Origin of the sequence: Bacillus sp. BML-BC051 (assembly GCF_019656175.1) — a bacterium.
Lineage (GTDB): Bacteria > Bacillota > Bacilli > Bacillales > Bacillaceae_G > Bacillus_A > Bacillus_A mobilis.
Window position 1 is genome coordinate 31,937 of the sequence record NZ_BPLI01000017.1, and the last position, 12,508, is coordinate 44,444.

Here is a 12,508-nt window from a genome sequence, read left to right on the forward strand (position 1 = left end):
CAGGATACATGTGAGTTGGAAATCTTTTATTGTAATAATAAGTGGCTCCTAAAAAGATACTTAAAGATGTAATGATAAAAAATATATTACTTCTCATTTTCAAACTTTTAAGGCTTACTTTCAATAAAGTTTCTTCTTTCAAATTATCCCCTCTTTCTTGCTTTACATTTAGTTTTTTAAAATGTAAATAATTCTAAAAATATTACGATGTAACATAATCATAACACAAAATATGTTTATGTTACATAATTTTTTAGAAAAATTGATTCTCATATATTTTTTGCATATAATTTTCTTATTACGGAAAAAAGGAAGTGTATTATATGGTTGATATCTTTAGCAGATTCCTTGAGGTAACGAATAATATTTTATGGTCATATATTCTTATTGCAATGCTAATCGGCTTCGGTCTTTATTTCTCTTTCAAATTAAAATTTGTCCAAATTACTCATTTTGGTGAGATGGTCGGTTTAATTAGTAAAGGATTTAATCGAAAAGAAAAAAAGAAAGATAGCATCTCTCCATTCCAAGCATTTTGCTTAAGTGCAGCAGCACGTATCGGTATCGGAAACTTAGCTGGTGTAGCATTAGCCATTTCAATGGGTGGACCTGGCGCAATATTTTGGATGTGGTTTATCGCTATCCTTGGAGCAGCTACTAGTTTCGTAGAATGTACGCTCGCACAAATTTATAAAGTAAAAGATGGAAGTAGGTTCCGTGGTGGGCCAGCATATTACATGGAAAAAGGATTAAACAAGCGCTGGATGGGTGTTTGGTTCTCACTTCTTATTACAGTTGCGTACGGATTAATTTTCAATTCTGTACAAGCAAATACAGTAACAATAGCGTTTGAAAATGCTTTTGGACTAGAGCGAACTCTCGTAGGAGCTCTATTAGCTTTATTAGTGGCAGTTATTATTTTTGGTGGTATTAAGAGCATTTCACGTATTACAGAAATGATCGTTCCTCCAATGGCAATTGTTTATATTGGTGTGGCAATTTTCGTCGTTATTAACAACTTCACTATGTTACCAAGCATTTTTACAGAAATATTTAACAGTGCATTCGGTTTAGACCAAGCTATCGCTGGTGGTATTGGAGCAGCAATCAAGTTCGGAATTCAGCGCGGTCTATTCGCGACAGAAGCCGGTATGGGTAGCTCTCCTAACGCAGCAGCAACTTCAGATGTATCTCACCCTGTAAAACAAGGACTTGTTCAAGCATTAGGAGTGTTCGTAGACACATTCTTAGTATGTACATCAACAGCGTTTATCGTATTATGTTCTGGACTTTACAAAGGATCCAATTTAGAAGGTATTGAATTAACACAACAAGCATTAAGTTCACAAATTGGACCGTGGGCAAGCACTTTCTTAGCGATTATTATTTTCCTATTCGCATTCAGTTCTTTACTAGGAAACTACTATTATGGTGAAACAAATATCGCATTCATTAAAGAAAGCAAAACATGGTTAATGATTTATCGCGTTGCGGTTGTCGGAATGGTATTCTTCGGATCAATCGCTGCCCTTAAAACAGTTTGGAGCTTAGCTGATTTATTCATGGGACTAATGGTATTCACAAACTTAATTGCCATCTCATTCCTTAGCAAATTCGCCTACGCAGCATTAGTAGACTATATGAAGCAAAAGAAACAAGGAAAAGATCCTGTTTTCGTTGCAAGTTCTATCCCTGGCTTACAGAATACAGAGTGCTGGGATGGACAGGATGTAGAAGAAAAACAGAAGGCTGTATAATAATTAAAAGCGGATGCGGCTCGTTTAGAACAAGAGCTATATCAAACAAAATCCCTATTACTCAAAAGTAATAGGGATTTTTATTTATAACAGTTCATAATTTGTTCAAATTAATTCCAGCAAAAGGGTTGATTTATACAAATTACTAGATTATAATAATTATAAATTAGTAATTGATATAACATAACAACTCAAAAGGAGATTGATCATAATGAACAAACAAGTAATCGAAGTATTAAACAAACAAGTAGCAGACTGGAGCGTTTTATTCACAAAATTACACAACTTCCATTGGTACGTAAAAGGACCTCAATTCTTCACATTACATGAGAAATTCGAAGAACTATACACAGAATCAGCTACTCACATCGATGAAATTGCAGAACGTATTTTAGCAATCGGTGGTAAACCAGTAGCGACTATGAAAGAATACCTAGAAATCTCTACTATTCAAGAAGCAGCTTACGGAGAAACTGCAGAAGGAATGGTTGAAGCAATCATGAAAGACTACGAAATGATGCTAGTCGAACTGAAAAAAGGCATGGAAATTGCTCAAAACTCTGACGACGAAATGACATCTGACCTACTACTAGGCATCTACACAGAACTAGAAAAACACGCTTGGATGCTACGCGCGTTCTTGAATCAATAATAGATTTTAAAGCGGAGGTGACTTGCTCAGAACAAGAGGGCATTGGAGCTCCTGACGAAGAGGCGCTTTTTGCCTCACAGGAAGGCGCGAAATGACCGACTGTTCTAGTCACCGGAGCTAGATAGATTAAAAGCGGAAGCGGCTCGTTTAGAACAGGAGGGTGTTGGAACTCCTGATTACGAGGCGCTTTTTGCCTCGAATGAAGGAGTGAAACAACCGACTGTTCTAGCCGCTGGAGCTGGATATATTTAAAGCGGAGGTGACTTGCTCAGAACAGGAGGGCATTGGAGCTCCTGACGTAGAGGCGCTCTTTGCCTCGCAGGAAAAAGCGAAGCCACCGAACATTCTAGCTACCGGAGCTGGATATCAATTTAAAGCGGAAGCGGCTCGTTCAGAGTCGCTTTTTTCTATGAGGGGATTGCACATGCTGATACATGAAATTATATCAACGATTTTTTCATTATATCGACGATTCGACACAGGATATCGACTTACCGACAAATCACGACAATATCAGCGCCCCTCTCCTCTACTTTTATCAATATATTACAATCCCTTTTATGTTAAAATATAGGTAACACCTTTTAGTAAAATAGATCCAAAAGCTTTTCCATATTCATCATTTACTACTTAAATGGCGGGAGTGGTTCAGTTGAAAGACTACTTAATTAGAGCATTTTTTGCGTTAATAACAGTTGGGATTGTCTTACTTATAGCTAATATTTTCAATATACGTGTCGAGGTGAAAGACTATGCTTTCCTCGTTGTTGTAGCAATTGGTGGCGGCTGGGGTGGCTGGTACCTGTATAAAAAACAAAGTAATCAAAGTGATAAAGGCATTCCAAAATAATACGGAATGCCCTCACCAATTGCCGTCTATGATCAGGTGAAACTTCCCCCACCTAACTTCTTTGCTTTTGCTGAATTTTGAGGTGGGGGTTCTTACTGCCCATTAAAGCGGGATAATTTTGTATTATGATAACTGTTTCCACTTCGTTCCTAAAACAGGACGCTCGTAATTTTGGATTTCATGAATTAGTTTATCTGCCGTCTCAGCTGAAACAATCAACTCTTTATTAGATGGGTTCATAAACCCTTCTTCTGCTGCACGTTCAACCATTTGCAGGAGTGGTCCGTAAAAGTCTTTTATATTCAATAAACCAACCGGCTTATTATGTATACCAATTTGTGACCAACATACAACTTCAAATAGCTCTTCAAACGTTCCATATCCGCCTGGTAATGCAATAAAAGCATCCGCAAGCTCTGCCATTTTCGCTTTACGTTCATGCATCGTTTCTACTTCAATTAGTTCTGTTAACCCTGTATGTACAATTTCTCCTCGGAATAGACCGCGCGGCATAACACCTGTTACACGCCCGCCTAAACGAAGAACTTCATCTGCTACTTCTCCCATTAATCCAACGCATGAACCGCCGTATACGAGCTCATAATCGTTCTCAACAAACATTTTTCCTAACGCTATTGCTTGCTCTTTAAATTCTGGTCTCTCCCCTAAGTTGGAACCTGCAAACACACAAATCTTTCTCATTCCTACACCCCGAAACTATATATTGTTATGATACAATGAATATTGTACAACATATTGAAGGGATGAGAAAGAAATGGATATCGTCGCATTTCAAAGATGGGTGGAGGAATTTTACGAAAAACGAAGCTGGTCACAGTATAATTCCTTTATTCGCTTAAATTTCTTAACAGAGGAAGTTGGGGAAGTTTCACGAGTCGTTCGTGCCATTGAAATCGGCCGTGATCGCCCTGATGAAGACGCGAAAACAGAAGAAGAGCTAAAACAAGAGTTAAAAGAAGAACTTGGTGACGTACTATCTAATCTTATTATTCTTTCACAAAAATATGATTTAGATTTACAAGACATTATGGAAGCACACGTCACAAAGCTTTCAAAAAGGTTCGAGACATCCAAATGAGAATATTATCAATTATGGTATAATATTCTTGTCACAATACTAAGGGGGATTTTATGTTATCTAAAAAATTGCACGACGCATTAAACGATCAAATGAACTTTGAATTTTACTCTGCCCACGCTTATATGGCAATGGCTGCTTACTGTACGGCGGAGAGCTATGATGGATTCGCTAACTTTTTCCTTGTACAAGCTGAAGAAGAACGCTTCCACGCAATGAAGCTTTACAACTACATTAACGACCGCGGTGAGCGCGCTATTGTTACTGGATTTGATAATCCAAATAACGAATATGAATCTGTACTGAACGCTTTTGAAGTCGCACTTGAGCACGAGCGTGAAGTAACGAAGCGTATTTACAACTTATCTGATATCGCTTGGGATGAGCGTGAACACGCAACAATTACATTCTTAAAATGGTTCGTCGATGAGCAAGTAGAAGAAGAAGCTTCATTCGATAGCATCATCCAAAAATTAAAACGTATTACAAGCGATTCAAACGCACTATTTATGCTAGATGCTGAATTAGAGAAACGTACATTTACGCCTCCAGCTGAATAGTATTTCAATCACCTTAATGAATGTATTAAGGTGATTTTTTGATCTCTTCTCTCAGATTAATAATCTTAGCCAAATCCTTCTTATAAAAACTTGAAACCTTTTCAACAAAGTTACTATGAGTAAACGTCCCATCGCCTTCTTCTACTATACTTAAATATCCATGTATGAATTTCAAAAAGGTTCTAGCATCTTCACCAGTTAAACGATTAATGTTATCTATAACCTCATCAAATTCCTTCAAACTATCCTGTTCTTTCACCCTAATTCCCCCTCTCCACACTATTTATCATATCAAAACAAAAAAAGTCGTTCATCCCTCTAGGCGAGAGACAAACGACTTCTTTACCGTTTTATTAAAGCATAACCCCAACGATAATCGCTGATAATATACTTACTAACGTTGCACCGTATACAAGTTTTAGTCCGAATGAAGATACAACGTTTGCTTGTTTGCCATCGATACTCTTCGTTGCACCTGCGATAATTCCGATTGATGAGAAGTTCGCAAATGATACAAGGAAGATAGATAAAATACCTACTGTACGAGCTGATAAATCACCAGCTACTTTTCCAAGGTCAAGCATTGCAACGAATTCGTTCGTTACTAATTTCGTTGCCATAATTTGTCCTGCTGTTAGCATCTCTGATGTTGGAATACCCATTACGAATGCTAATGGTGAGAAGACATATCCTAAAATGCTTTGGAATGTGATTCCGAAAATTGAATCGAATACACCGTTAATTGCTGTAATTAATGCTACGAAACCGATTAACATCGCCGCTACTGTTACAGCGATAGAGAAACCAAGCATAATATATTCGCCTAACATTTCAAAGAATGTTTGTTTTTTATCTTCTTGTAATTCTAAAATATCGTCTTCTTCTTTTACTTCATATGGATTAATGATATGAACGATAATGAATCCACTGAATAAGTTTAATACAAGTGCCGTTACTACATATTTTGGATCAATCATTTTCATATAAGAACCGACGATTGACATCGATACTGTCGACATGGAAGATGCACAAAGTGTGTATAAACGATTTTTCGGTAATTTGCTTAATTGATCTTTTACTGTAATGAATACTTCCCCTTGACCAACAATCGCAGCTGCTACTGCATTATATGATTCTAGTTTTCCTAAGCCGTTAATTTTACTTAATAGGAAACCGACTGCACGAATGATAATCGGTAATACTTTAATGTGTTGCAGAATCCCAATTAGTACTGCTAAGAAAATAATTGGTAATAATACTGTTAAGAAGAATGGTGCTTGTCCATCATTTGCTAGACCACCAAATACGAAATTAACCCCTGCTTCCGCAAATTTTAAAATAGCGCCAAACCCATCTGCGATCCCTTTTACTAACACAAATCCGACCTTTGTATTTAGTAAGAAATACGCAAGTACCAATTGAATGACAAGCATAAGTGCAATTGGTTTATATTTAATTTTCTTACGATCTGAACTGATAAGGAACCCTAGTACAAACACTACAAGTAAACCGACTAGGAACATTACTATTTTCATATGTGAATCCTCCACTTCTCCCACGATTTATTGGTCGTATAACGTATAACGAATGACGTCTGACCATTGATGTTAAAAAAATTTAAAACCCCTAAATACTATTCAACTGTCATCTAAAATCAGTAAGCGTTTACATAAATTGCAATTTATAAAAGGTAGCTTCTTCTCTCCTACCATACTTGAAGGTCTGAAATTGATACCACCTACAAATCAAATTGTAAGCGTTATCTAATCGAAATGCAATATAAATTTTAAAAGATTTTTATATGTTAATATATTCCTAAATAATTGGTTTTTTCATGCAAATTTACCATAAAAAATAGCCCTAGCTATAAGCTAGGACCATCTTTTTTACCCCGCTTTAACGGGCAGTAAGACCCCCATCTCAACATTCAGCGAAAACAAAGAAGTTAGATGGGTGATTAACTGCCCATAAAAGCCCGATTGGTTCAACTAATAATCAGCGGAGGAAAAAGCTCCCCCCACTAATTAAAGTTTCACTTTATAACATAACACCAACGATAATCGCTGATAGAATACTTACTAATGTCGCACCGTACACAAGGCGTAGACCGAATGATGATACAACATTTGATTGGTTTTCATCGATACCTTTCGTTGCACCTGCGATAATTCCGATTGATGAGAAATTCGCAAATGATACAAGGAATACAGAAAGAATACCAACTGTACGAGCTGATAAATCACCAGCTACTTTTCCAAGATCAAGCATCGCAACAAACTCGTTTGATACTAATTTTGTTGCCATAATTTGTCCCGCTGTTACCATCTCTGCTTGCGGGATACCCATTACGAATGCTAATGGTGAGAAAATGTATCCTAAAATAGCTTGGAATGTAATACCGAACATGGAATCAAACAAGCTATTGATTGCTGTAATTAATGCTACAAAACCAAGTAACATTGCCGCTACTGTGATCGCGATTGTGAAACCAAGCATAATATATTCGCTTAACATTTCAAAGAATGATTGTTTTTTCTTATTTTCTAATTTCAGTGTATCTTCTTCTTCTGTAATATCGTACGGGTTAATAATATGAATAATAATGAAACCACTAAATAAATTTAATACAAGTGCTGTTACTACATATTTCGGTTCGATCATTTTCATATAAGAACCAACGATTGACATTGATACTGTCGACATGGAAGATGCACATAATGTATATAAACGATGTTTTGGGATTTTACTTAATTGATCTTTTACTGTAATAAATACTTCTGCTTGCCCAACAATGGCAGCTGCTACTGCGTTATATGATTCTAGTTTTCCTAGACCATTGACTTTACTTAACAACGTACCAATAGCACGAATAAATACCGGTAAAATTTTAAAGTGTTGCAGAATTCCGATTAAAACGGCAAAGAATACGATTGGTAATAGCGCCGTTAAGAAGAATGAAACCTCTCCTTTATTAACAAGACCGCCAAATACGAAAACGATTCCAGCTTCCGCATATCCAAGCAGCGCGCCAAATCCATCTGAAATTCCTTTTACTAAAATATAACCAACTTGCGTATTTAATAAGAAATAACTTAACACTAGCTGAATAACAAGCATGATTGCGATTGGTTTATACTTAATCTTCTTTCGATCGGCACTTATAAGAAAACCGAGTACGAATACAACGAGCAATCCTACAAGAAACATAACAAACTTCATTAATAAAATCCTCCATTTAACTCTTCATTAACGTTGAACGTCTGACCATTCAAAATAAGAAATAATCCGAACTTTCCATTTCTCCTCAAAAACCTTCAATCGGATAGAAAAGACCATAAAATCTCTTGTTTCAAAGGCATTTTCCATTCTAACATAAATCACAACTCATATCCGCACTTTTCTTAAAAAAATTACATTTTATTATAAAACACTCATGAACGTTCGTCTTTTACTACCCATAAATATCTTTATAAAACAAAAAAATGAGCATCAAGTTTCACTTGATGCTCACCTCATTATACTGCTTTTTCTTTATCAGCTACTTGCTCTTCCCAGCACTCTGTATTTTTCAGACCTGGAATAGAATTCGCATAGAAGACTGGATCTTTTCCTTGTTTCTTTTGTTTCACATAATCTGATAATGCCGCGAAAGCATACTTTGAAAGGAATACGATCGCCACTAAGTTAATAACAGCCATAATTCCCATAAATAAATCTGCTAAATCCCAAACGATTTGAATTGTTGCTACAGACCCTAACATAACCATACCAAGTACAGCAATGCGGTATGCATTTAATAGCACTTTACTTCCATTTAAGAACTCAATATTTGTTTCACCATAGTAGTAGTTACCTACTAATGAACTGAATGCAAATAAGAAGATTGCAACCGCTACAAATATAGATGCCCATGGTCCAATATGTTGGCTTAATGCTTGCTGCGTTAATTGAATACCATTTAAATCAGCTGCATTATGCACATCTGATAAAAGAATAATAAATGCTGTACAACTACAAATTAATAATGTATCTGTAAATACCCCTAAAGTTTGAATGAAACCTTGTTTAACTGGGTGCGTTACGTTTGCAGTCGCAGCTGCGTTCGGCGCACTACCCATACCTGCTTCATTTGAGAATAATCCGCGTTTTACCCCTAGTAAAATCGCAGCTCCTAATCCCCCGCCCACTACTTCTTTAATTCCAAATGCATGTAAGAAAATCTCTTTAAATACATACGGAATTGCCGTAATGTTTGTCACAACAACGAATAACGCTACTGCTACATAAATAATTGCCATTACTGGAACAATCATTTCAACCGCACGTGCAATACGTTTTACTCCGCCAAAGATAATGATCGCAAGTAAACCAGCCATAAACAGACCCACAAACTTACCATCTGTGTTAAATGCTCCATCAAAAGCTGCCGCTACTGTGTTTGACTGCACGGCATTGAAAATTAATCCGAAACTTACTGTTATTAGAACAGAGAACACAACACCTAACCAGCGTTTCTTTAAACCCTTTTCCATATAATACGCTGGGCCCCCACGGAATGCATTCCCATCTTTTACTTTATAAATTTGCGCTAATGTGCTCTCTACAAATGCAGAAGCACCCCCAATTACCGCAATTAACCACATCCAAAATACTGCTCCTGGTCCACCTGCTGAAATTGCAATAGCTACACCAGCTAAGTTACCAGTACCTACACGAGAAGCTGTACTCATACAAAATGCTTGGAATGATGATACGCCGCTCTTCTCTTTTTGCGCTTTCCTCGTTTTCGAGCTTGCTCCATCCCCAAGCAAACGAATCATTTCACCGAAGTAACGAACTTGGACAAATTTCACACGGAATGAAAAGTAGAGCCCTAACCCAATTAACATCGCAATAATGACATATGACCAAAGGACATTATTTATATCCCCAATTACCTTAGCTAAAAAATCCATAATTGTATTGCCCCCTCTTCCTAACAATAAGAAAATTATATTCTAAAAACTTTTAGTAATCAAGAATTTTCGACAAATTAATGTTAGTTTTTATGACATGACGGCGTTACGTTATGTTACATACGGGTTTTTCATAAAATAAAACTGTACTTAACTAGTGCATTTACCTAATACCCAACCACATATTTTCTACAAATCACAGAAAAAAAGATCAAAAAAACGAGCATCGAATTCATCTCGATGCTCGTTTTTTCATTATACCGCTTTTTCTTTATCCGTTACCGCTGACTTATCCCAACACTCTGTATTCGTTAAACCTGGAATCGAATCTGCACTGAAGACTGGATCTTTTCCTTGTTTCTTTTGCCTTACATAGTCTGCCAAAGCAGCATATGCAAATCGCCCAAGAAGTGTAATCGCAATTAAGTTTGTAATTACCATTAGACCCATGAATAAATCTGCCATATTCCATACGACTTGAAGCGTCGCAATAGAACCGAATAACACCATTCCAACTACCGCAATACGGTAAATTGTTAACCAAGTTTTACTTTGTTTAATGAATTCAATATTCGTTTCACCATAATAGTAATTTCCTAAAAGTGAACTGAATGCAAATAAGAAAATAATAATCGCTAAGAAACTGCTCGCCCACGGGCCAATTTGTGAACTTAATGCATTTTGCGTTAATTCAATACCTTCTAAATTTGTCGCTTTATATGCACCAGAACATAGTACGATAAATGCTGTTGATGTACATACTAAGAATGTATCTACTAAAACACCAATCGTTTGAATAAAACCTTGTTTCGCTGGATGCGTTACATCAGCTGTTGCTGCCGCGTTCGGCGCACTACCCATACCTGCTTCGTTCGCGAATAATCCGCGCTGAATACCATATTTCATTGCAGCACCGATACCGCCACCTACAGCTGAATCTAAACCGAATGCACCTTTAAAGATTTCCGTAAACACATCTGGTATTAAATAGAAGTTTTTAATGACAACAAAAATAGCTACCGCAATATAAATAAGCGCCATTGGCGGAACAATCATTTCCGACATACGTGCGATACTTTTTACACCACCAAAAATAATAACCGCAACTAATGCAGCTAATGCAATCCCAACAATATAACGCTCAATACCAAAAGCATTTTTAAATGCTAATGTAACTGTATTTGCTTGTACTGAGTTAAAAATTAAACCATAACTAATTGTAATAAGGATAGAGAACCAAATTCCCATCCAACGTTTATTTAAACCTTTTTCCATATAATAAGCAGGGCCACCACGGAAGCCACTGCCATCTTTTATTTTATAAATTTGTGCAAGCGTACTTTCTACGAAACTTGAAGAAGCTCCGATAATCGCAATAACCCACATCCAAAATACTGCGCCAGGTCCTCCCATAGAAATAGCTAACGCTACACCAGCTAAATTACCGATACCAATACGAGCTGCCGAACTCATACAGAACGCTTGGAAAGAAGATACACTACCTTTTTTACGCGTCTTTCCAGTTAATCCATCACTCATCAGTCGAACCATTTCCCCTAAATGAGTAATTTGTACGAATTTCAATTTAATAGAAAAATAAAGACCTAAACCAATTAACATTGCAATAAGAATATATGACCAAAGAATTGTATTCGTTGATGAAATAAATTGCTCTAAAATATTCATACAATTAACCCCTCCTTTTCTCCATAAAACGAATTATATTTAAAAAACATTCAAAAATCAACATTTTTCGACAATTTGCAATTTCCAAATATTAGCCAGGCACGAAGTAACAATATCTTTATGACTCTCTTCCCTCTAACTGTGCATACTAAAACAAAAAATAAATCTACAAACTACCCCATTGACAAAAGTGCCAACCTGTAACTATAATGATTACATCAGGTTGTAACAAACCTAATTACAACAAATTCATTTACTTTCAGATATACACTTTAACAAAACACTTTGGAGGGATTTATTATGAAAATCGGAATCATCGGAGCAACTGGTAAAGCAGGAAGTCGTATTTTAAAAGAAGCATTAGATCGCGGACATGAAGTAACTGCAATCGTAAGAAACGCTGCAAAAATTACAGAAGAAAACGTAAAAGTTTTAGAGAAAGATGTATTCTCTCTTACATCTAATGACCTACAAGCATTTGATGTAGTTGTAAATGCATTCGGCGCTCCAGCAGGCGAAGAACACCTTCACGTAGATGCAGGAAACGTACTTATTGAAGCGATGAAAGGTGCACCTAACACAAAATTACTTGTAGTTGGCGGCGCTGGAAGCTTATTTGTAGACGAAGAGAAAACAACACGTGTATTTGATACACCAGGTTTCCCAAATGAATACCTTGCAACAGCTCAAAACCAAGGAAAAAACTTAGAAATTCTGCAACAAACTAACGATATTACTTGGACATTCATCAGCCCTTCTGCACTATTTGCATTAGGAAAACGCACAGGCTCTTATACAGCTGGCAAAGACAACCTTCTTGTTAACGCAAAAGGTGATAGCTACGTAAGTTACGAAGACTTCGCAGTTGCAGCACTTGATGAAATCGAAAATCCAAAACACGTAAACGAACGCTTCACAGTTGTTTCTGAAGCTGAATAATAGAAAAAGC

At 36.6% G+C, this 12,508-nt stretch carries 12 protein-coding genes; 6 read left to right on the forward strand and 6 right to left on the reverse strand.

Annotation, left to right across the window (positions count from 1 at the left end; all coding sequences use genetic code 11):
• Positions 1-323: 323 nt before the first annotated feature.
• The 3 genes from K5S59_RS08185 to K5S59_RS08195 all read left to right on the forward strand — a co-directional run bounded on the left by K5S59_RS08185 (position 324) and on the right by K5S59_RS08195 (position 3,259).
• On the forward strand, positions 324-1,757 hold the full coding sequence (locus K5S59_RS08185; RefSeq protein ID WP_000227565.1) for an alanine/glycine:cation symporter family protein: 1,434 nt from the start codon (positions 324-326) through the stop codon (positions 1,755-1,757).
• A gap of 211 nt (positions 1,758-1,968) precedes the next feature.
• Complete coding sequence (locus K5S59_RS08190) at positions 1,969-2,409, forward strand: Dps family protein (RefSeq protein WP_001041892.1); 441 nt, start codon at positions 1,969-1,971, stop codon at positions 2,407-2,409.
• Between the two features lie 652 nt (positions 2,410-3,061).
• On the forward strand, positions 3,062-3,259 hold the full coding sequence (locus K5S59_RS08195) for a hypothetical protein (protein ID WP_000656330.1): 198 nt from the start codon (positions 3,062-3,064) through the stop codon (positions 3,257-3,259).
• A gap of 123 nt (positions 3,260-3,382) precedes the next feature.
• Here K5S59_RS08195 and K5S59_RS08200 read toward each other — a convergent pair whose 3' ends face one another.
• A complete protein-coding gene (locus K5S59_RS08200) occupies positions 3,383-3,961 on the reverse strand; it encodes an LOG family protein (protein ID WP_001225719.1) in 579 nt (192 codons plus the stop codon).
• Positions 3,962-4,034: 73 nt separating this feature from the next.
• Here K5S59_RS08200 and K5S59_RS08205 point away from each other — a divergent pair, with 73 nt between their 5' ends.
• Positions 4,035-4,358 carry a MazG nucleotide pyrophosphohydrolase domain-containing protein gene (locus K5S59_RS08205; protein WP_000355762.1) on the forward strand — a complete coding sequence of 108 codons (324 nt, stop codon included), beginning with the start codon at positions 4,035-4,037 and terminating at the stop codon, positions 4,356-4,358.
• A 53-nt stretch (positions 4,359-4,411) separates the two neighbouring features.
• On the forward strand, positions 4,412-4,918 hold the full coding sequence (locus K5S59_RS08210; protein WP_063261728.1) for a ferritin: 507 nt from the start codon (positions 4,412-4,414) through the stop codon (positions 4,916-4,918).
• Between the two features lie 25 nt (positions 4,919-4,943).
• On the opposite strand, the gene K5S59_RS08215 is transcribed toward K5S59_RS08210, so the two are convergent.
• The 5 genes from K5S59_RS08215 to K5S59_RS08235 form a co-directional block, all read right to left on the reverse strand.
• The gene (locus K5S59_RS08215; protein WP_000662743.1) at positions 4,944-5,177 is read right to left on the reverse strand and encodes a hypothetical protein; all 234 of its coding nucleotides are present in this window, start codon (positions 5,175-5,177) and stop codon (positions 4,944-4,946) included.
• A gap of 94 nt (positions 5,178-5,271) precedes the next feature.
• Complete coding sequence (locus tag K5S59_RS08220) at positions 5,272-6,453, reverse strand: NupC/NupG family nucleoside CNT transporter (protein WP_000706847.1); 1,182 nt, start codon at positions 6,451-6,453, stop codon at positions 5,272-5,274.
• Positions 6,454-6,955: 502 nt separating this feature from the next.
• Positions 6,956-8,137 (reverse strand): NupC/NupG family nucleoside CNT transporter, encoded by a 1,182-nt coding sequence (locus K5S59_RS08225; RefSeq protein WP_000673855.1) that lies wholly within the window; start codon positions 8,135-8,137, stop codon positions 6,956-6,958.
• A gap of 296 nt (positions 8,138-8,433) precedes the next feature.
• A complete protein-coding gene (locus K5S59_RS08230) occupies positions 8,434-9,873 on the reverse strand; it encodes an alanine/glycine:cation symporter family protein (protein ID WP_098872113.1) in 1,440 nt (479 codons plus the stop codon).
• 255 nt (positions 9,874-10,128) lie between these two features.
• Positions 10,129-11,559 carry an alanine/glycine:cation symporter family protein gene (locus K5S59_RS08235; RefSeq protein ID WP_001022921.1) on the reverse strand — a complete coding sequence of 477 codons (1,431 nt, stop codon included), beginning with the start codon at positions 11,557-11,559 and terminating at the stop codon, positions 10,129-10,131.
• A gap of 300 nt (positions 11,560-11,859) precedes the next feature.
• Here K5S59_RS08235 and K5S59_RS08240 point away from each other — a divergent pair, with 300 nt between their 5' ends.
• A complete protein-coding gene (locus tag K5S59_RS08240) occupies positions 11,860-12,498 on the forward strand; it encodes an NAD(P)-dependent oxidoreductase (protein WP_000689893.1) in 639 nt (212 codons plus the stop codon).
• Positions 12,499-12,508 lie beyond the last annotated feature (10 nt).

Coding starts and splice junctions, on each gene's coding strand:
- K5S59_RS08185 (WP_000227565.1), top strand. CDS start 324: ATGGTTGATATCTTTAGCAGATTCCTTGAGGTAACGAATAATATTTTA.
- K5S59_RS08220 (WP_000706847.1), bottom strand. CDS start 6,453: ATGAAAATAGTAATGTTCCTAGTCGGTTTACTTGTAGTGTTTGTACTA.
- K5S59_RS08210 (WP_063261728.1), top strand. CDS start 4,412: ATGTTATCTAAAAAATTGCACGACGCATTAAACGATCAAATGAACTTT.
- K5S59_RS08225 (WP_000673855.1), bottom strand. CDS start 8,137: ATGAAGTTTGTTATGTTTCTTGTAGGATTGCTCGTTGTATTCGTACTC.
- K5S59_RS08200 (WP_001225719.1), bottom strand. CDS start 3,961: ATGAGAAAGATTTGTGTGTTTGCAGGTTCCAACTTAGGGGAGAGACCA.
- K5S59_RS08235 (WP_001022921.1), bottom strand. CDS start 11,559: ATGAATATTTTAGAGCAATTTATTTCATCAACGAATACAATTCTTTGG.
- K5S59_RS08205 (WP_000355762.1), top strand. CDS start 4,035: ATGGATATCGTCGCATTTCAAAGATGGGTGGAGGAATTTTACGAAAAA.
- K5S59_RS08240 (WP_000689893.1), top strand. CDS start 11,860: ATGAAAATCGGAATCATCGGAGCAACTGGTAAAGCAGGAAGTCGTATT.
- K5S59_RS08190 (WP_001041892.1), top strand. CDS start 1,969: ATGAACAAACAAGTAATCGAAGTATTAAACAAACAAGTAGCAGACTGG.
- K5S59_RS08230 (WP_098872113.1), bottom strand. CDS start 9,873: ATGGATTTTTTAGCTAAGGTAATTGGGGATATAAATAATGTCCTTTGG.